This window comes from Lentimonas sp. CC4 (assembly GCF_902728235.1).
In the GTDB taxonomy this organism is placed as follows: domain Bacteria; phylum Verrucomicrobiota; class Verrucomicrobiia; order Opitutales; family Coraliomargaritaceae; genus Lentimonas.
In genome coordinates this window covers 3339046-3359223 of record NZ_CACVBO010000001.1, presented here as the reverse complement: position 1 = coordinate 3359223, position 20178 = coordinate 3339046, and the positions used below count along the sequence as shown (strand labels likewise).

Below are 20178 nucleotides of genomic sequence, written 5' to 3'. Positions count from 1 at the left end.
GATGGTGCCGACTTACAGGCGCACGGGGAGGCCGCGACTTTGTAGATGCTCTTTAGCTTCACGAATCGTGAAGGTGCCAAAGTGGAAAATAGATGCGGCAAGCACGGCGCTAGTGTTTCCTTCGGTAATCGCGTCGGCCATGTGGTCGAGTGTGCCTGCTCCGCCGGAAGCGATCACAGGCACTTCGACCGCGTCACTGACCGCCTTGTTTAATCCGTTGTCGAAGCCTGCCTTCGTGCCGTCAGAGTCCATGCTGGTGAGTAGAATTTCACCTGCGCCCAGTGATACGACTTTCTTTGCCCATTCGACTGCATCGAGGCCGGTGTTGTTGCGGCCGCCATGGGTGTAGACTTCCCAACGATTCGCTTCGCCTTCGACGCGCTTGGCATCGATTGCGACGACGATACACTGATTGCCGAACTTCGAGGATGCTTCGAGGATGAGATCTGGATTGAGGATGGCTGCAGTGTTGAGGCTGACCTTATCAGCTCCAGCATTGAGCATGTCGCGAATGTTTTCTACATTGCGTAGCCCGCCACCGACGGTGAGTGGCATGAAGCATTGGTCGGCGGTGCGTTTGACCACGTCGATCATGGTATTGCGCTCATCGCTGGATGCAGTGATGTCGAGGAACACGAGTTCGTCGGCGCCTTGTAGTTCGTAGGCTTTGGCTTGTTCGACGGGATCGCCAGCATCGATCAAATTGACAAAGTTCACGCCTTTGACGACGCGACCTTCATGAACATCTAGGCAGGGAATAATACGGACTGAGAGCATGGCAGAAACTAAATATCGGAGTGGATCTCTGTAAATAAAGAATGCCGCAAACTGAGGGTTGCGGCATTCTGAAATTTGTTTGAAACGAAGACTTATTCGTCAGCAAATGCAATGTCCGGCTCGAAAGAGAGCGCGAGGCGATATTGCATACCAGGGCGCATGGTCAATGGATGATCACGCTCAAGGATTTGCAAGTAGTGCATGTTACCGTAGTAAGTGCGGAATTCAGGATCTTCGGTTACAACGTCGAGCTCTTTCCATTCTGCTTGGAAGTCGTCTTTGATGACGTTGGTGCGGTGACCTTCTTCGCCGAGAGTGAAGGAGGTGCCGACACGGTAACGACTGTGTGGCGATGCGATCGCTAAGATATAGCGCATGCGATCAAGCTGCACTTGCTGTTTTACTGTGAAGCAGAATTCGCAATTGATGACGCCGCCCTTGAAGGACCACATGACCTTACAGCTGCCAAGACCTGGGACGATTTTTTCGTCCTTAGTGATGAGCTCTGGCTGATCATACTTGAACGTGAGTGCATTGCGCAGACCCATCGAAGTGGTGCAGTTCTTACCGTAGAAAGATGGCACGATGACGTGGTCGCCGAAGGTCAACTCGGGCATCATGATCGGTAGATATTTATCTACAGGCCAGTCGAAGATGCCAGGTGAGTGTGGGAAGGCGAGGTAGTCGGAAGTGCCTTTGCCTTGTTCGCCAGAAGCGATGAGCGGCAATTGAACTGCTAGACCAGAGTCAGGATCTTGATAAACGAAGAGACCTTGTTCCTTTTTGTGCGACTTGTCGAAGCTGACGTAGCGCGCGACTTTACGCGGTGCCACGGGTGCTGATGGAGAGGCGCTTCCCTTTGTGGCGCGTGCGAGACGTGCCCATTGGCAGAGGTAACGAGCTGCGTCGAAGTTAGCCATACGTGTGGTATGGTAAGGCACTGTGTCGCGTTCGTCATCGCGGATGACCAAGTAACCATGTTCTTGGTCAAGGTATGTTGCGAAGAAATTCATGAACAAGCGGCGCACGGTATCTGTGTAGAGATCGCGCTGATTGTCGGCGACCCATCCATCACGAAGTGCTTGAAGGATGAGGCTAATGCAGTGCATTTGGCCGTAGGCGCCGAGTGAGCGTCCATAAGCGAAGCCTGTGCCGTCTTGACGTGCAAGATCAGGGATGAGCTTCAAGTATTTCTCGGAGTAAGTGCGCAGGCTCGGAAGCTTGCGTTCACGTAGGTGGAGATTTGAGTGAAGCTGAAGTGATTGGCGGATGAATACGAAGCTAAGGACACCGTAGATGTCGAATGCGCCGCTCAGCTTGCCTTCTTCGCCACTGGCATCATCGAAGTAGCCTGTAGAAGATGTTGATTCGATGCGCTCAAGGAAGCGGTCGATCAGGCGGCCTGTCTCGTCCTTCTTAGATAAACCGAGGCTGAAGCGTGTCACCGCCTTGGCGATGTTGAAGCTTTGAAAGTGGTTGTCGTAGTCGCTGCGCTCGAGCAATTGCTTGTCGAGTTGTTCGCGAGTTGGGTCGAGTAGGCGCTCCCATACTGGGTTACGATCCTTGGCTGGGCCGAATGATAGTAGGCCGAGCGCCGAGTAGGCTAGGCCATTCTCGTGTTCTTCCTCGGTAAATACCTGAGCGGTAACGCAACGGGCGGTGAGGTCGACTAAGTCATACTCACCAAGCGTTGTTTCGTTCGTTGCCCGGTAATACTCACCGATCGCAAGGGCGGCGTGTCCAGGTTCGTCGTGGCGACTGTTTTCACCAGCAACAGGAGAGATAGTTCCCTGTTCACTGATCGATTCGAGATTATGTCCCAGTATTGACTGGGCCATATCGAGGCACTGATCTGCAAAATTTTCCATTAATCGAAAGCGCGTCATTTTAACGCGGAGAGCAGGTTTTGATGCTCTGCGTCTAGGGGCTTGTCAATAGCTTTCGGGAAAGACTGAAAAACGGGCATTATTTCGCGAAAGTCATTGACCTTAAAGCGGTGATACATTCGCTCGTAATTTCTTCATTAGATGTGCTAACGCGTGCCTCTAGATGTTCTACTGCCCCTCAACTCCCAATAATTACTATGTCGACTGACTCTTCCTCGATGGAATCCGTCTCGCACGAGAACCGGAAATTCTCACCTCCAGCCGCTTTTGCTGAAAATGCACACATTAGTAGTATGGAAGAGTATGCTTTTCTCTACGAGAAAAGCATTGAAGATCCCGAGGCCTTCTGGGCTGAGGCAGCGGAGGATTTGCATTGGTTTAAAAAATGGGACTCCGTGCTCGATGCTTCGGGGGCTCCCTTTTATAAGTGGTTTTCCGGTGCCCGCACAAATGTGTGTTATAACTGTGTCGATCGCCATCTGGACGGGCCGAATCGTAACAAGGCTGCGATTATCTGGGAAGGTGAACCTGGTGAGACTCGGGTGCTGACGTATCAGGATGTGCATCGTGAGGTGTGTAAGTTTGCGAATGGCCTCAAGCAGATTGGAATTAAGAAAGGCGATCGAGTTGCAATCTATTTGCCGATGGTTCCAGAGCTCGCGCTGGCTTTGCTCGCTTGTGCGCGAATTGGTGCGGTTCATACGGTGATTTTTGCCGGATTTTCGGCAGAGTCGATTCGCGACCGGGTCAATGACTGTGGTGCGAAGTGTGTCATTACTGCGGACGGCGGTTGGCGTCGTGGTCGCGTCTTGCCGCTCAAGAGTATTGTCGATGAGGCGCTTGAAGGTGCTGAGACTGTAACGGACGTAGTGATCGTTAAGCGGGCGCATGGCGAGCCGTTCCCTTGTCATGTGAAGGAAGGTCGCGACCATTGGTATCATCGTCTGGTTCAAGAGCAACCAATCGACTGCCCCTGCGAGGAAATGGAAGCTGAGGATATGCTCTTCCTTCTATATACTAGTGGCACGACTGGGAAGCCTAAGGGCATTATTCACACGACTGCCGGATATATGGTCTACACGCAGCAGACAACGAAGTATATTTTCGATATGAAGCCGGAGGACGTCTATTGGTGCACCGCAGACGTGGGTTGGGTTACGGGGCATAGTTACATTGTCTATGGGCCGATGCAGTGTGCTGCCACTCAGATTGTTTATGAGGGTGCTCCTGATACGCCTAATGAGGGCCGCTTCTGGGATATCATTGAAAAATATCGTGCTACGATTTTCTATACTGCACCGACTGCAATTCGCGCGTTTATGAAGTGGGGCGATCAATGGCCTGAGAAATACAACCTGTCCAGTTTGCGCTTACTTGGCACGGTTGGTGAGCCGATTAATCCCGAAGCGTGGATGTGGTATCATAAGGTGATTGGTGGCGAAAAGTGTCCGATTGTGGACACTTGGTGGCAGACTGAAACGGGAGGGCACATGCTTACGCCGATGCCGGGGGCGACTCCGACGAAGCCAGGGTGTGCGACGGTTCCCTTTTTTGGTGTCGAGCCAGCTATTCTGACTGACGATGGCAAGGAAGTGGCGGCCGGCATTCTTGCGATCAAGCAACCATGGCCAGGTATGTTGCGCGGTATTTATGGAGATGAGCAGCGCTTTAAGGACACGTATTGGTGTAAGTGGGGCGGTCAGTATTATTTCCCTGGTGACGGAGCTCGGCGTGATGAAGATGGCTACATTTGGATTTTGGGTCGTGTCGATGATGTCGTGAATGTGTCTGGTCACCGGATTGGCACTGCCGAGTTGGAGAGTGTTTTTGTTGAGCACCAGGATGTTGCAGAATCTGCGGTGGTCGGCGTGTCGCATGAGATAAAAGGACAGGGGCTGATTGCCTTTGTCACGGTCATTAAGGGGCGTTCGCATGACGATCAGTTGAGCAAGGAGCTTGTTGCGATGATCGACAAGAGGATTGGCAAGTTTGCGCGACCCGAGCGGATCCTGTTTTCCAGTGACCTGCCAAAGACACGTTCCGGTAAGATTATGCGTCGCTTGTTGCGTGACATTGCTGAAGGCAAAGAGCTTGGGAATACCACAACTTTGGCGGATCCGAGCGTGGTCGAGGAACTTCGTCGGCAATACGAAGAGTCCTAGTGCTCTCGGTCTCGTTTCGTTTTTTTTTTTGCGCAAAAGCCCTGCTGGATATTTCAGCAGGGCTTTTTTTGTGGAGAACTCGCCTTTGAAGCGCGATGGAGGCTAGACAAAACGAATTTCGCCTCCATCATCGCTGGTTTTATGAAGATTTATATGAACGATAAGTTGGTCGATCAAGACGAGGCGAAAGTCTCGGTTTTCGACCATGGGCTACTTTACGGTGACGGTATTTTCGAGGGCATCCGCCTCTATGACGGCTGCGTGTTTAAGCTCGATGAGCATTTGGAGCGCTTGGAGTATTCTGCGAAAGCGATCATGTTGGAGCTGTCTTGGACGCGCCAAGAGATTTCGGATGCGGTATGCGAAACCTGCCGTGCGAATGGCTTGAAAAACGGCTATATCCGTTTGGTCGTAACGCGTGGTGTCGGTAGCCTAGGACTGTCGATCAAAAACTGCGATAAGCCACAGCTGATTATCATCGCTGATACGATTCAACTCTATCCGCAGGAATTTTACGACAATGGCTTGAAGATCATCACTGTGCCGACGCGTCGTTGTAACCCATCGGCACTGCCGCCAGCGGTTAAGTCGCTCAACTACTTGAATAACATTCTCGCTAAGATCGAAGCGCAGCACCTCGGCTATCATGAAGCGATTATGCTGAATGATCAGGGCTACATTGCAGAGTGCACAGGTGATAATGTCTTTATCGTCCACAAGGGTGAGTTGATTACGCCAGCAGCGAGTTCTGGTGCCTTGAAGGGGATTACTCGTGATACTGCATTGGCGATTGCTGATGAGTTGGGTATTCCTTGGCGTGAGGCGAACATGACGCGTTATGATGTCTGGGTGGCTGACGAGGTTTTCTTGACTGGAACTGCCGCTGAGATCGTGCCGATTGTTGAAATTGATGCGCGTGTGATTGGTGATGGCAAGCCCGGCCCGATTACTGCGAAATTCCTCGAGAGTTTCCATCGTCGCGTGTCGATCGAGGGCACCATGCTTTAAGATGTGTCTGGCCTAGATCGACTTGGGTAATTTGATGACTCGGGTGTTTTCTAGGCCATGGGCACAACTTTTGCTGTAGACTGTCTAAAGTCTGCAAACCTGCTGGCTTACCTCATTAGAGTATGGTGAATTTGATCTTTCGCTTTGCTAAGCATCCCGACTTTTATACTATTTAAACTATGGCTGATAATCTGAAGTGCAGCATCTGTAATAAAGAGGCGACCGTGCATCTGACGCAGATCGTGAACAACAAGATCCACAAAGTGGATCTATGTGAGTCTTGTGCCCAGAAGAAAGGTGTGACTGACCCAGAGGGTTTTTCGTTGGCAGATATGCTATCGAAGACCCCGCTTGCTCCGACTTCAGGGGAGGCGCAGGAGGTGTGTCCGAACTGTGGTCAAGGGACGGCTGACTTTCGTGTCACTGGTCGGCTTGGTTGCTCTGAGTGTTTTGAAGTTTTTAAAGCATTGGTGCTTCCAGTGCTTGAAGATATGCATGCTGGCACGACGCATAAGGGCAAGGTGCCTACTGTCGCGTTGAGTCGACAATCGAGCAAGATACAGTTAAAGAACTTGCACGATGCGCTGGCACGTGCGGTCGCTGAGGAAGCCTATGAGGAAGCAGCAAAGTTCCGCGATCAGATCAAAGCGATTAAGGAGGCTAATGAGCTGGAGGTATCGCCTAAATGATCGAGTCACTTATTAATGATGATTGCGCGGAACTCGTGCAGGCGGCAAAGAAGGCCGCTCCTGTGGTGCTAAGCACTCGTATTCGACTTGCTCGTAATTTGGTTGGCTCACCGTTTCCTGAGCGTGCGGATGTTTTACAGCGCCGTGATGTGCTCACTCGTTGCACCGATCAAATCAGTGCGTTGCCGCAGATGGATAAAGGCACATTTCTCGATATTTCTGATCTCACCGCCTTGGAGAAGCAAGTGCTGGTGGAGCGTCATTTGATTAGTCGTGAATTGTGTGACGGCGAAGAGGGCACTGGCGTGTATATCAACAAGGGGCAGACTTGCTCGGTGATGATTAATGAGGAGGATCACCTGCGTATTCAGTTTCTGAAGACGGGCTTCAATTTAAAGTCAGTCTGGAAGTTAATTGATGCGTTTGACTCGGAGCTGGAGAAGACGATCGATGTGGCATTTTCGCCTGATTTTGGGTATCTAACCGCATGTCCGACGAATTTGGGCACTGGCCTACGTGCTTCAGTGATGATGCATCTTCCGGGCTTGGTGATTGCGGGGCAAATGGAGCGTGTCATTCGCGCGGTGAATCAGCTCGGGATCACGGTGCGGGGGCTCTTTGGTGAAGGTTCAGATGCGAGTGGGCACATTTTTCAGATATCGAATCAGCAGACGCTTGGAGAGAGTGAAACTGAGATCCTTGAGCGTTTGGCCAATGTGCTGAAGACGATCATCGACCACGAGTTGAATGCACGTTGTAAGTATCTCGAAGAGAATCGCGCGAAGATGCTGGATCAGATTGGCCGCGCTTCTGGAATCCTTAGAAATTCGCACGTTATTTCCTCAGATGAGGCGCTAAACTTACTTTCCTTTATTCGTCTCGCGGTAGATTTTGGAATGTTGCCTGAGTCAAGCCGTGCCGATGTTGATCGGCTTGTGATTGAGTGCCAGCCAGGGCATGTGCAGTATGCTGCTCACGAAGGAATCGAGCCCGATGCGCGCGATATTGCGCGTGCGAATAAACTTAGGGAAGAATTTGCGAACCTACCGGCTCTAGCTTTTGACAAACTTGAAGAATCGGAATAACCCATAGGAAACGACAATAAGATGGAACCAATGAATAACTTCACCCCTCGCGCTCAACAAGTTCTCGCTTTAGCCCGTAAGGAAGCGGATCGCTTTCACCACAACTACGTGGGGACGGAGCACTTGCTTCTTGGCCTAATTAATCTTGGACAGGGAGTCGCAGTTAACGTGCTTCAAAAGATGGGGCTCGACCTGCAAACTGTTCGCTCTGCGGTTGAGAAACAGGTGGGCACTGGCCCAGAAAGCAAGCCTTCTGGTAATATTCCTTATACTCCACGTGTTAAAAAAGTGCTAGCGCTCGCAGGTAAAGAGGCGAAGGCGCTGAACCACTCGTATGTCGGCACGGAGCATATCTTGCTAGGGCTGCTGCGTGAAGGTGAGGGCGTTGCCGCTCGTGTCCTGAAGTCCCTCGAAGTCGATATCGAGCGCTGCCGTAATGAAATTTTATCCGAACTCGATCCGAATTTTACTGGCGAGCCTGAGGAGGCTTCCGCTGGTGGTGCGACAGCCGGCGCGCCTGAGGATAAGAAGGATGCGAAGACCCCTGCGCTTAAGGCGTTTGGTCGCGATTTAACAGAGTTGGCCAAGAAGGGGGAGTTGGATCCTGTTATTGGCCGTAAGGATGAAATCCGTCGTGTCGTTCAAATTTTATGCCGTCGCACTAAGAGTAATCCGGTGCTGATCGGTGAAGCAGGAGTCGGTAAGACTGCAATTGTCGAGGGCCTTGCGCTCGAAATCGCCTCTGGAGTGGTTCCTGAGATTCTCGTCGATAAGCGTGTGATCACGCTGGATCTGGCGTTAATGGTAGCTGGCACAAAGTATCGTGGCCAGTTTGAGGAGCGCATCAAGGCGGTGATGGATGAGATTCGCCGTGCGAAGAATGTAATCATCTTCATCGATGAGCTTCATACTATCGTGGGCGCAGGCGCAGCTGAAGGTGCGATGGATGCGTCGAATATTTTCAAACCGGCACTGAGCCGTGGGGAATTGCAGTGCATCGGTGCTACGACACTGGCCGAGTATCGTAAATACATCGAAAAAGACAGTGCCTTGGATCGTCGTTTTCAATCGGTCAAGGTCGAGGCTCCGTCGATCGAAGATACTATTCTGATCCTCAAGGGGATTCGCAGTAAATACGAAGATCACCATAAGGTAAAATTTACGGACACGGCGCTTGAGCTTGCGACTAAGCTCTCTGAGCGCTATATCACCGCTCGTTTCTTGCCCGATAAAGCAATTGATATTTTGGACGAAGCTGGCGCGCGCGCCCGCATAGAGTCTTTGAAGCGACCACCAGAGATCGAGGATATGAATACCACGATTGAGGATGTTTGCGCGAAGAAGGAAGATGCGATTAGTAAGCAGCACTTCGAGGAAGCGGCTAAGTTCCGCGATGAAGAAAAGCAGCTTCGTCAAAAGCAGGTCGACATTATTGAGAGCTGGAAGAAGAGCCGCGAGGAGACGAAGATAGTCGTCGATGAAGAAGACATGCTTGAAGTCGTAGCTGCATGGACTGGTATTCCTCTGTCTCGTATGGAGCAGAAGGAGAGTAAGAAGCTGCTTAAGCTTGAAGCCCACTTACAGGGCGAAGTGATTGGGCAGAATATCGCGACGGAGGTGGTCTCTCGAGCTTTGCGTCGTTCACGTGCGGATTTGAAAGATCCACGCCGCCCAATCGGATCCTTTATGTTTCTTGGGCCGACTGGTGTTGGTAAGACATTGTTAGCTAAGGTTTTGGCTGAAGAGATGTTTGGCAATCAAGATGCTATTATTCAGATCGATATGTCTGAATATATGGAGAAATTTGCTGTTTCACGTCTTGTCGGTTCACCTCCAGGTTACGTGGGTTACGAGGAGGGTGGCCAGTTGACCGAGGCTGTTCGTCGTAAGCCATATTCTGTAGTGCTATTTGATGAAATTGAAAAAGCGCACCCTGACGTGGTCCAGTTGCTTTTACAGGTGCTTGAGGAAGGTCGTCTCACGGATAGCCTTGGGCGTAAGATCGATTTCCGTAATACGATTTTGATTATGACTTCCAATGTCGGTGCTGAGATCTTGCAGCGCAATACGTCGATGGGATTCGGAATTGAGGACGATGGTGAGAATGAATACGAGAAGATTCGCGAGAAGATTCTCGATGAGACGAAGCGTGTCTTTAAGCCGGAATTCTTAAATCGTCTGAATGAACTAGTTATCTTTAAGTCCCTTGGGCGCGAAGATATGAAGGCAATTGTCGAGCTTGAGTTGCGTAATGTCGCAGACCGCTTGAAGCAACAGGATTTGATCTTCGACTTCTCGGATGAGGCAAAATCCTTTCTAATTGAAAAGGGGTATGATGAGAAATATGGTGCGCGTCCGTTGCGTCGTGCGATTGAGCGTCACCTCGAAGACTCTTTGGCTGAGGCCATTCTTGGTGGCGACATCAAGGCCGGAGAGGTGATTCGCGTTGGGGTCAGTGGGGATCATTTGCGCTTTGAGCAAGATCAACCAGTTTCTGGTGCTGCAGGTTCGTAGCCTTTGAGATTTTGATACGAAAAGGCCGCAGGTGACTGCGGCCTTTTTTTTGTTGAGTCGTGTCATTTGCAAGTTGGCTACTTGGGCAGAAAGTAGCCTTGTTGCTTTTCGCTGATCGGTAGTCCGACTTTCTCCATTGCTTTAAGCATGTCTTCCCACGCCATGCGCTTGGTCTTCATTGTGTCGTTGAAGAGTAGGTAGGATGGTTGGAATGTGAAGATCAGTGGGACTCCCTCGAAGGTTTGCCAAGATCCGCGAATAGAAGCCATCTTGCGATCTGGGTCTGCTCCGAGTAGTCCGGGCACGGTCGTGTTGCCGAGGCCGATGATGACTTTCGGCTGAACAATTTCGATTTGAGCCTTTAAATAGGGCAGGCAGAATTCCATTTCCTCCTGTGTGGGCGGTCGATTGCCGTAGGGCTTGTTGTGCTTGGGGCGCCACTTCATGATATTAGTCAAATAGACTGATTCGCGTGAGAGTCCCATCGCGCCTAGGATTTTCGTTAATAACTCGCCTGCTTTTCCTTGAAACGGGCTCCCTGTCTCGGCTTCTTCTTCGCCTGGAGCTTCACCGCAGTAGAAGATGTCTGCGTTGATTGCGCCCGTGCCAAAAACCACTTGTTCGCCTTCTCTGAGCTGTTCTGTGCATGTAGGGCAGCTTTTTACGCGTTCCTTGAGCCACTGCATCTGGGTGTTCGCGTCGCCGTCGGGCAGTTCGATTGTGGGTGCCTCTGGGAGGGAGATTGTAACCGCTGGTGCTTTTTTGCGTGGCGCTGGTTTAGGCTCTAGTTCGGTCGGTTTGCTGTTGGAGTTGACTGCTGATTGCAGGTCAATGGTCATTCGAGGAGCTTTAGGTTCAGGTGGCTTCGGTGCTGGTTGTAGCAGCGCCATGGTGCGGTCTTCGATGAAGACACGATCCATTCCTTCAAGCTGTAAGCGCTTGAGTTCCTCATATACTGCATCGAGACCTATAGACATATAGCTGAACTTTGAGCAAGCGGGGCGGAGCGTCCAGCTAGTTTTCAATTGGAGGTTAAATAAGGCACTTGGCCCTGTGGAGTTTGTGTGATCAATCATGCGTGCTACCGCTATTGTATTTAGGAAATTTTTCTTGTGTTTTGACGTTCAATGCATAACTAATTCATGTTACGGCTTTTTCCGTGTGGGATGTTTACCTTATACTTTGAGTGTGAATGGCACTAGGATTTAGTTAAGGAAGCATTAAGAAAGTGTAAAAAAAGTGTTTTTTAACTTTTGTAGCTTTACTGGGATTGGTTCTCCACCGATAAAGGGGCTTGACCATTGCGCTTAGGTATCGACCTTAACGTTCTACATATCATGTCTGAAAAAGCCACTCTACTTACCTCTATTCCACCTGTAGCTAAGTCTTCATCTACGAAGAAATCGTCGTTATTGACTTCTGTTGATCAATCTTCGAAGTCCGCGAAATCGAATGATCTACAGACCGATGCGCCAACGCAGTCGTCGGAAGTTATTTCCACTACGGCCACCGAATTGGTTTCTGCTGAAGGCCAGACGATTACTGCATTTCAGGGTGCGATCTACGGATCCTTTGTGTTAACTTTCTGCCTCGCAGGTTTTGCGGCAGTTGTGTTGTTTCGCAAGGCATCGAAAGTCGCTGAGGCGCGTTTTGTCGCAGGTGCGAAGACGCTCGCCGCTGCTTCGGGCTTGATTGCCTTGTATGGCTTCTTTGCGACATACTTGTTCGCGAATTATTTAAAAGGAGAAGGGAACATTCCTTTGTTCGTGACGGTGGCCTTGTGGGTTTTGGTCGGTCCTGCGATTGCAGTGGTGCTGAACTACCTCTTGACTCCCAGCAGTAAGCCGGAGAAGGGGGCTGTTATTTTTGATGCCACCGCTTATTTCCTTATTTTTGCGTGCACTTCAATTTCGCTGATTCCAAATATCAAAGAAGATGCTGCTCTGATCTTCTCACTGCTCGGCGGTTTTCTTTTTATTGTGCCAGTGGCGCGTTTGATGACTGCCTTCCGTAAAGCGAAGGCTCGTCATCCTGAACTAAAGGAAACCTCGCAGCAGGTGCTTGTCTATTCATTGCTGTTCCTGCCCGCGTTGTTGCCTTTAGTTGGTTTTGCGAACGTATGCAAAATGGGGGATGAGCTGACGCTTTTCCTGTTTAACTTCATTACCTTTGATTTTATTTTGCTTGCGGGGTTGTCCATGATTGCATCTGCGGATGATTTGACCCCTGAGCAGGCAGCTCAAGCGGTGAAGTCCACTGAGAAAACTGCAGAAGTTGAAGTGCCTGAGGCTGGTCAACCACAGCCTGCAGTCGTTGAGTTTAGTGCTCCGCATCAGTCAACTCCTAAGAAACTTCCTCCACGCAAGCCTGTGAAGGCTGGTTCTGGATCGGCATTGCCACCGGCCCCGCGCAAACCAGGTTCAGCGGGTGCCTCGGCGACAGCAGAGGCGCGAACTGAGGCAGCTAACGCACCCTCGCGTATCAAGGCTCCTTCAAAGCCTAAGAAACGTTTCTAGCTCACTCTGAGTTACTAACTTCTATTTAACGAAACACTTTTCAATGATTATGGATATTTCTGGAATGGGATTTACCGATGAGCTTAGCTCACTTCAGTCGGGTATGAATATCGGCAACCTTCACATCGTGAGTTTTGTTGGTAAAGGTGCGATTGGCGAAGTTTACCTCGCTCAGCATGACATCCTCGGCAAGCAGTTTGCTGTGAAGGTGATCCCCAAGGGGTTTGCTGTCGAAGAAGCTGCTGAGGCATTTAAACAAGCTGCGCGTATTCAGACGAAGCTCGACCATCCTTATATTTTGCGGATCGATGATCTCGGCGAAGAGGAGATGTTCTACTGGTTGCGCATGGAGTATATCGAAGGAGAGTTGACGGCTGAGAAGACTCAAATTCGCACCCTAGAGGATTTGATGCGCCGCAATAAGGGTGCGTTGACCGAAGAGGAAGTATGCTACTATATGTATTATCTCCTGCTTGGCCTCGATCATGCGCATGCCAATGGCGTGGTGCATGCTAATTTGAAGCCCGCGAACATACTGCTCGCTGCAGACGGTGTTAAAATATCAGAGCTTGGTGTCACTGACCTCATCGGTCATGCTTGGGATGATTTTCACCTGCTTCGACAGAACCCTTTGATGGAGCCGACTCCTTTCGATCCGCTTCCTGGGTTTAGTCGCTTATTGCCTGCCTTGCTGAGCGCGTTTGAATACTATAGCCCAGAGCAACGCGTCGGTAAGCGTCCGGATGTTCAGAGTAATTTATATACGATTGGCCTGATGACCTATCGTATGCTCACAGGTCGCCATTGCTTGTCGATGGATCCACCAACGCGTGCTGTAAATGGGATCAATCCACGGTGGGATGAGTGGATGGCGCAAGCCCTTGCCTATGATCCCGAGGATCGCTTTCAATCGGCATCAGAAATGCTTCAGGCGATGCCTGGTTTGGAAGCATCGGAAGACGCTGAGTCCACTAAAGCTGAGGGGCAAGCCGCTAGCTAAGTTTACTGAAGAGATCTTTCTCTTTTCTTTTTATCTCAATCTCAATTGAATTAATAACACTCCATTGTCATGCAACGTAAGTTCAAAGTTACAACCTCAGTCACTAAATACATGTGGGCGTCATCCCGCAAAGATGCTGAAAAATTCCAAGAAGAACTGATTCGCAAGGGTCAGCTTGATATTTTTCGTCATGGTGAGACGGAGGTAAAGTATTGCTTCACTGGCGGCAAAGATTTTATCGAAGCTCCAGAAGACATTTCCCAAACACGCGATCCCATTGAAGAGCCCCGCCGCGGCGATTGGCTGGAAATCGAACACGGTGATGTGAAGGCATGTGCGCTAGTGCGGCGTCTGACTCGCCGTAAGGTTTACTATTTTGAAGCGCTTTCACGCACTGAACGTTCGGTCGACCGCGATCGTTGGCAGGTCTGGGCTGGGCAACACACGATTCATCCTTCTTACGACGGAATCGTGCCTCCATTTATCGTCGATGAAGTCATCAAGTCGCACGAAGATCGCGGTATGTTGAGTGGCTTTAGTGCAACGCCCGATTCTTCCCTGATTCTTGAGATTCTCGATAAGTATGGATTCATTCCGGACGAGTATGAGGTCGAAAATGGTTACTGGGCTGAGATATACATCGACCGCGCGTTGTCGGAGAAGATTCTTGCAGGGCAGTCAGAGCCTTCGCAACGCACTGGCACTGATGGTGATCAGGAATTTGGTGATTTCTCGGTAGGGTTCTCGGAAGAGCTACCTACTATCGACGATTTCGAAACACAGTTCTAAGCAATCCTGCGCAATAAGTTTTAACTTTTATAAAGATATAGTATGGCAAGAAAGCTCGCTTTTATTAATTACAAGGGTGGTGTTGGTAAGACATCTCTGATCGTCAATGTGGCATCCTGCCTCGCGCAAAAGGGCAAACGTGTTTTGCTCTGCGATTTGGATACACAGTCAAACTCCAGTATTTGGCTACTTCGCATTGAGCGTTGGAATCGGATTAACATGGAGAAGCGTGGTTCGGTCTATTCGATTCTCGAACCGGGTGAAGATCGTATTAAGGATTTGATCGTTAAGGATGTTATTCGCGATAACCAAGGGAACGCACAGTTGCCTGGTCTCGATCTACTCCCGACGACGTTCAATCTCATCGATATTGAGAATGAGTATAACATTAATCCGCAAAATCCGCATTATCTGATCTTCAATGAGCAGATCCGTGAGGTGGAGAAGGATTATGATTTTATCGTTTACGATTGCCCTCCCAATATTCTAAACGCATCGCAGCTCGGTATTTTCAGTGCTGATGAGTTGTATGTTCCATCGAATCCCGATGCGCTCTCATTGATCGGATTTACTCTGATGATTGAGAAACTCCTGCTCTTCTATCGTCGTTCCGCTGGTTTCCGCACTCCGGAAATTGGTAACTTCGCTCGTGTAGCAGGTGTCGTCTTTAATTCCATTAAGGCGAACGTTGATATTGGTGTGCCGAAAATGCGTATGCAGCTTCGCTTGAACCAATTCAAGAAGCAGCGTCTCGTCTCCAATGAAGCCAAAATCTACAATACCTGTATTCGAGATGCGACAATCGTTCGACGTGCCGTCACGCTTGGTCTGCCGGTTTGTTTGATCGAAAGCCGTGAAGTTCACGATGGTGTCGGGCAAGATTATAGCGATTTGGCGGATGAAATTCTCGCACACGATGTGAATGCACAGGCTTCTACACCTGGCGGGGCATCAGTGGCGAGTGCTTCGTAATTCCAGATTTATATTCAGAAAGAGATAAGTATAAATGGCTAACATTAAGAATCCGAATACCAAAGGCTTAAGCACCGTTGAGGCGCTCTCTGCTCGGTGGGATACGGTTGCTTTTCGTGCTCAAGGTTCTCCATTTGAGGATTTGAGTATCTCTTGTTTGGCGAAAAACACCGGGACGCAACGCTGGTCGCGTCCTGGTGGTCGCATCAAGGGTGATATTGTCGCTCGTTATATTTATTTCAGTTTCGAAGAGCTCCTCGAAGTTGAGAAGCTCGATCTAAAGTCGGCTACGCTGCTCTTGGAAATTTGTGAGACCACTTTTCTTTTTGAAGAAGAGTGTGATGATCTCGGTTCTTTCGAGGAGATTGATAATCAGGCACATTCACAGCGTATGCGCTTTGTTGAAGAGTATGGTCTCTATCAGGACTATCCTGTTCGTTTAGCCAACTTAGATGAGAGTTTGCGTGATCTCTGTGTCTCAGAGGAGATTATTACCTTTGTCGATTTGATGGAGTTCCTCGACCGACTCTCCGATAAGGCGTGGATCGGTGGTGCCTATAAGAGTCTTCAAAATGTGTTCGCGCACGGAGATGAGAAGGGACTGACCAAGTATTTCCCATATCGTATGGGGCATCGTGGTTTTCACCTGCCTGAAGCTATTTCCTTTTGCTTAAACCGTTTATCGCGCCGCGATTTACAGGCAGTGCAGGAGTATCACGAGCGTCGGCGGAAGCGCGGTCGATTGATGGGCAAACGGATGGAATTGCCGTCAGTGGTTGAGTCTCAATTACTTCCAGAAATTTTTGAATGCCTGCATTACTTCGGGCGGCGTCAACCGCGCCTACTCGTGCGTATGCATGATTCGGCATATCTCTGCCGTGAGTTGATGTTCTTAAACGATCCGCAGACAGAAGGCGTGCTACATTGGCTGACGCACCTCGCTCTCGGCGTGTTTAGACCCTCAAAAGCGGAGGACGTCGCTGATGAGCTTAAGGAGATTTCTCCGGATTTGGATTCCGAGCTTTGCAAAGACCTTCGTAAGATGGTCGATGAGGCCTGAGTTTAGGACTTTTTCGCGGTGACTTACACTTGATTTGTAGCGGAATGGGGAACCCGTTTCGACCACCGAATCAGAGCCCAAATACTCCGAACGAAACCGTTTTACGGCTCTGCTACAAAAGAGTTTTCACCGCTTACAGAGTTAAGGCTCTCTGGCCACCAGAGACTGCTGGATATAGGTCAAAAACAGAAAGCAGTATCAGGTGGGGGCGAAGAGGTGATGTCTTAGCGTTGGCGAGGAAAGGTATTTTCAATGCGCAAACTATATCAGTAATAGTATTACGACTCGTCGTTGGGTAGCAGGTAAGGGTGCACCGCTGATAGCAGTCGTTCTGGGACGGAGCCTACGATGTAGGTGCCGTCATCCCTGGCTTCTTCCTTACGCACGCCACCTTCACGGTGTATTCGCGCCACGAGATCGTAGCGATTATGCGGTATGAGTAAGCGTAGTTGGGAGAAGTCGCTTTCGACGATGCCCTCCATGTGCTTTAGTAGTTCAGGAATGCCTTCGCCGCTATGCGCACTTACAAACAATGCATCGGGATATCTGAACGAGAGGGCAATGCGGGTGTCTTCGCTCCAGAGGTCATCAATCTTGTTAAAGACGGTGATGATCTTCTTTTCATCTGCACCGAGGCCACGTAGCACCGAGAGCGTTGTCTCCGCGTGTGCCTCGACATCGGGACTGTTGATGTCTAATACGTGGATCAGGAAGTTTGATACGACAGCTTCTTCAAGTGTTGCTTTAAAGGCGTCGACGAGTCGGTGCGGTAGGTTGCGGACGAAGCCCACAGTATCAGTTACGACTAAGGGTTGGCCGCTTGGCAGGGGGCAACGGCGCGAAGTGGGGTCGAGTGTGGCGAAGAGTTTGTCCTCTGCGAGTATGTCCGAGTTCGTCAGCTTATTGAGCAGCGAGGATTTTCCAGCATTGGTGTAGCCAACAATTGCACAGGTCGGCACCGGCACAGTCATACGCTTCTTGCGCTGCACGTGACGATGTTGGATGACGCTCTCAAGCTCGCGTTTCACGCGTGTGATCTGTGTGCGCACCATGCGTTGGTCGAGTTCCAGCTGCGTTTCACCAGCATCTCGCTGCATGGAGCCACCGCCGCGTTGTCGGCTAAGGTGTGTCCACGCGCTTTTGAGGCGCGGTAAATTGTATTCAAGTCGAGCCAGTTCGACCTGTAGCACCGCTTCTTTGGTTTGTGCGCGCTTGCCGAAGATATCGAGAATCACTTCTTGGCGGTCGATTACTAGGATTTTGTCTTCGGCTGCTTGCTCCCAGTTGCGCTGCTGCGCGGGAGTCAGCTCATTATCAAAGACGATGACGTCGCAATTATGCGCTTTGGCTTCTTCGACTAGCTCTTCTGCTTTACCAGAGCCAGTCAGGAATTTGGCCTGAGGCTTACGGATTGCCAGTTGCACTTCGTGTTGAATGCCGATGCCGAGAGTCGTCACGAGTTCTCGTAATTCATCCAGCAAGCTGCGTGTAGTGGAATCGGTCTCACCTGGGAGAGTGATGCCGATGAGCATGGCCCGTTCGACCATTCTTGGTTTTTCTTTAACGTCGTGCACGAAGTATTGGTTGTAAAATGATGAACGGGAGAACTTACGGGCTTTGTTGACGAATACCAACCTGAATTACAGGCATTTTTAAGTTCGCTGTGGTCGTGAGGAATGGTTCAGATTTCCATATGCTAAAAGCCAGTGATCTTTTTGAATTTCCTGAATCGTTGCCATTTGCCTCTGTCTTCACAGACGAGTTGGCTCCGTGGTTGTGGGTGCCTCTCATTGCTGAAGCGCTCAAGGCGTTTGAATTCGAGCCGCTGGCGGTTAAGGTGCCAGCTGGCTTGCACATTGAAGGGCAGGTGTTCATTCACCCATCCGTCAAATTACCTCCGTATGGCTCTATCAAAGGACCTGCTTATATTGGTGCTGGCACTGAGTTGCGCCCCGGTGTGTTCATCCGTGGTAATGTGATCGCAGGTGAAAATTGTGTGCTGGGCAACTCGTGCGAATTTAAGAACTGCCTACTGCTGGATGGGGTGCAGGTGCCGCATTTTAGCTATGTCGGTGATAGTGTTCTGGGGAATAAAGCGCACCTAGGCGCTGGTGTTACTTGCTCAAACCTTCGACTGGATCAAGCGAACGTGCCGGTTCAAATGTCAGATGGTTCGCGTTGCGATTCGGGGCTACGTAAGCTTGGTGCGTTGGTCGGTGATGCTGCGGAGGTCGGTTGCAATGCAGTGTTGAATCCAGGCTCTATTCTCGGGCGACGTGCTCTGGTGATGCCGACGATGGCATTTCGTGGCACGCTGGGAGCGAATTCGATCGCGTTCATTCGCGAGCAGATCAAGACCGCTCCGCGAATGGATTAAATCTTACAACGCGAACGCAGCTCTCAATTCTTTCAGGCTACTAAAGGCGGCTTCTGCTCCGGCTGCTAGTAACTCTTCGATACTATGTGCACCTGTGGCGATGCAGTAGCAAGGGAGGCCAGCGTTATGCGCGGTTTCGATATCGGTCGGAGAGTCGCCGATCATGCAGGCACCTTCCGTGGACGCTTGGATTTGCTCTAATACATGGTGTGTCAGCTCGGCTTGTGGCTTGTGCCAGTCTGTATCGGTATTGCCGATACAGGTCGGTATGTATTTGGCGAAGCCACAGTATTTACTGACTTTACGTGCCGTGTCGCCGTGCTTGTTGGTGAAAATAACCTGCGGAATACGTGCTTTATAGGCACTTTCAATCAGCTCGAGACCACCTGGTAGGATGATTAATCCGTCAAACATGATCTCGGGGAAGCGTTGGCGGAAACGTCTCGAGGCTTCGTCTAAATGTGCGTCATCAATGAAGAGTGCCATCGTAGCAGCCATGGGGCCGCCAAGGCTGCGGCGAATAACATCGGCGTCTGGTGTGCTACCGCCCATTGCCTCGATCACGTCGCAGTAAGCACGGATGATTGCGGCGGTTTGATCAATCAAGGTGCCGTCCATGTCCCAAAGGATGGCTTTGGGGCGGGGGAGTTGCTGCGCGTTCGGCATTTAGAGCTGTGCGGTTTCGTGAGTGAGGTCGAACAGCGCGGCGCCTAACTCGTAAAAGTCGGCGTAGATCCCCGCGGCTTGCGTGGACTCTGCGAGCTCAGCTTCGGAGTGGCTACCCGTTGTTACGAGGTAGCATTTTAGGTTACCTGCTTCAGCGGCGGCATAGTCGAAGGGTGAGTCGCCGATTAAGATGGTTTCGTCGGCACTCGAATTGAAGAGGTTCAGCATATGGGCGGTGAACTCGGGCTCTGGCTTGCGATACGCGGTGTCGCCTGTGCCGACAATCTCGTCAAAGTATTGTGCTTGATTCAGGTGCTCTAGGATCGTGCGCGATTGATTGCCATTTTTATTGGTAAAGACGCCGAGTTTGTAGCCGCGTGCTTTGAGTGCTTCTAGAATCCAAGTGGAACCTGGCAGCGAGATTACATCTTCAAACATGATCTCTTCGAAATGATTTTGGAATAGTGGCAGGGCTCGTTCCACATATGCTTCGCCTAAGAGTTTGCCTAGTGTGACTGGCACTGAGCCACCCACTGTGATGCGAACGGTTTCATAGTCAGATTCAGGCAATCCGAGTTGTTGTTGTGCAAATACGACGCAGCGATGGATCGTCGTGAAATGATCAATCAGTGTGCCGTCTAGGTCGAAGAGTATCGTTTTCATAAAAATATCCTTTA

17 protein-coding genes are annotated in these 20178 nt (G+C 50.4%); 11 read left to right on the top strand and 6 right to left on the bottom strand.

Annotated features, from left to right (window positions below):
• Nucleotides 1-12: 12 nt before the first annotated feature.
• Entirely contained in the window at nt 13-777 is a 765-nt protein-coding gene (gene hisF, locus GZZ87_RS14400; protein WP_162026511.1) for an imidazole glycerol phosphate synthase subunit HisF, read from the bottom strand.
• Between the two features lie 92 nt (nt 778-869).
• Nucleotides 870-2645, bottom strand: a complete 1776-nt coding sequence (locus GZZ87_RS14395; RefSeq protein WP_178106565.1) for a hypothetical protein — start codon at nt 2643-2645, stop codon at nt 870-872.
• Nucleotides 2646-2860: 215 nt separating this feature from the next.
• On the opposite strand from GZZ87_RS14395, the gene acs reads away from it, so the two are divergent.
• The 5 genes from acs to GZZ87_RS14370 all read left to right on the top strand — a co-directional run bounded on the left by acs (nt 2861) and on the right by GZZ87_RS14370 (nt 10121).
• Entirely contained in the window at nt 2861-4825 is a 1965-nt protein-coding gene (gene acs / locus GZZ87_RS14390; RefSeq protein WP_244648114.1) for an acetate--CoA ligase, read from the top strand.
• A 141-nt stretch (nt 4826-4966) separates the two neighbouring features.
• On the top strand, nt 4967-5833 hold the full coding sequence (gene ilvE, locus GZZ87_RS14385; RefSeq protein WP_162026510.1) for a branched-chain-amino-acid transaminase: 867 nt from the start codon (nt 4967-4969) through the stop codon (nt 5831-5833).
• Between the two features lie 179 nt (nt 5834-6012).
• The gene (locus GZZ87_RS14380; RefSeq protein ID WP_162026509.1) at nt 6013-6522 is read left to right on the top strand and encodes a UvrB/UvrC motif-containing protein; all 510 of its coding nucleotides are present in this window, start codon (nt 6013-6015) and stop codon (nt 6520-6522) included.
• On the top strand, nt 6519-7607 hold the full coding sequence (locus GZZ87_RS14375) for a protein arginine kinase (protein WP_162026508.1): 1089 nt from the start codon (nt 6519-6521) through the stop codon (nt 7605-7607). Before GZZ87_RS14380 ends, GZZ87_RS14375 begins: the two co-directional genes overlap by 4 nt.
• A 21-nt stretch (nt 7608-7628) precedes the next feature.
• Nucleotides 7629-10121 (top strand): ATP-dependent Clp protease ATP-binding subunit, encoded by a 2493-nt coding sequence (locus GZZ87_RS14370; protein ID WP_162026507.1) that lies wholly within the window; start codon nt 7629-7631, stop codon nt 10119-10121.
• A 77-nt stretch (nt 10122-10198) separates the two neighbouring features.
• Here GZZ87_RS14370 and GZZ87_RS14365 read toward each other — a convergent pair whose 3' ends face one another.
• Nucleotides 10199-11098, bottom strand: coding sequence for a uracil-DNA glycosylase (locus tag GZZ87_RS14365; RefSeq protein WP_162026506.1), 900 nt, complete (start codon nt 11096-11098; stop codon nt 10199-10201).
• A gap of 360 nt (nt 11099-11458) precedes the next feature.
• Here GZZ87_RS14365 and GZZ87_RS14360 point away from each other — a divergent pair, with 360 nt between their 5' ends.
• The 5 genes from GZZ87_RS14360 (at nt 11459) to GZZ87_RS14340 (ending at nt 16458) form a co-directional block, all read left to right on the top strand.
• Complete coding sequence (locus tag GZZ87_RS14360; protein WP_162026505.1) at nt 11459-12637, top strand: hypothetical protein; 1179 nt, start codon at nt 11459-11461, stop codon at nt 12635-12637.
• A gap of 49 nt (nt 12638-12686) precedes the next feature.
• Nucleotides 12687-13637 (top strand): serine/threonine-protein kinase, encoded by a 951-nt coding sequence (locus GZZ87_RS14355; RefSeq protein ID WP_162026504.1) that lies wholly within the window; start codon nt 12687-12689, stop codon nt 13635-13637.
• 69 nt (nt 13638-13706) lie between these two features.
• On the top strand, nt 13707-14426 hold the full coding sequence (locus tag GZZ87_RS14350) for a hypothetical protein (RefSeq protein ID WP_162026503.1): 720 nt from the start codon (nt 13707-13709) through the stop codon (nt 14424-14426).
• Nucleotides 14427-14468: 42 nt separating this feature from the next.
• Nucleotides 14469-15398, top strand: a complete 930-nt coding sequence (locus GZZ87_RS14345; RefSeq protein ID WP_162026502.1) for an AAA family ATPase — start codon at nt 14469-14471, stop codon at nt 15396-15398.
• A gap of 34 nt (nt 15399-15432) precedes the next feature.
• A complete protein-coding gene (locus tag GZZ87_RS14340) occupies nt 15433-16458 on the top strand; it encodes a hypothetical protein (protein ID WP_162026501.1) in 1026 nt (341 codons plus the stop codon).
• Nucleotides 16459-16736: 278 nt separating this feature from the next.
• Here GZZ87_RS14340 and hflX read toward each other — a convergent pair whose 3' ends face one another.
• Nucleotides 16737-18005 carry a GTPase HflX gene (gene hflX / locus GZZ87_RS14335; RefSeq protein WP_162026500.1) on the bottom strand — a complete coding sequence of 423 codons (1269 nt, stop codon included), beginning with the start codon at nt 18003-18005 and terminating at the stop codon, nt 16737-16739.
• 146 nt (nt 18006-18151) lie between these two features.
• Here hflX and GZZ87_RS14330 point away from each other — a divergent pair, with 146 nt between their 5' ends.
• Nucleotides 18152-18835 carry a UDP-N-acetylglucosamine diphosphorylase gene (locus GZZ87_RS14330; RefSeq protein ID WP_162026499.1) on the top strand — a complete coding sequence of 228 codons (684 nt, stop codon included), beginning with the start codon at nt 18152-18154 and terminating at the stop codon, nt 18833-18835.
• A gap of 3 nt (nt 18836-18838) precedes the next feature.
• Here the strand turns inward: GZZ87_RS14330 and GZZ87_RS14325 are convergent, their stop codons facing one another.
• Complete coding sequence (locus GZZ87_RS14325; protein WP_162026498.1) at nt 18839-19501, bottom strand: HAD hydrolase-like protein; 663 nt, start codon at nt 19499-19501, stop codon at nt 18839-18841.
• Nucleotides 19502-20164 (bottom strand): HAD family hydrolase, encoded by a 663-nt coding sequence (locus GZZ87_RS14320; RefSeq protein WP_162026497.1) that lies wholly within the window; start codon nt 20162-20164, stop codon nt 19502-19504. It lies immediately after the preceding gene.
• Nucleotides 20165-20178: the final 14 nt, after the last annotated feature.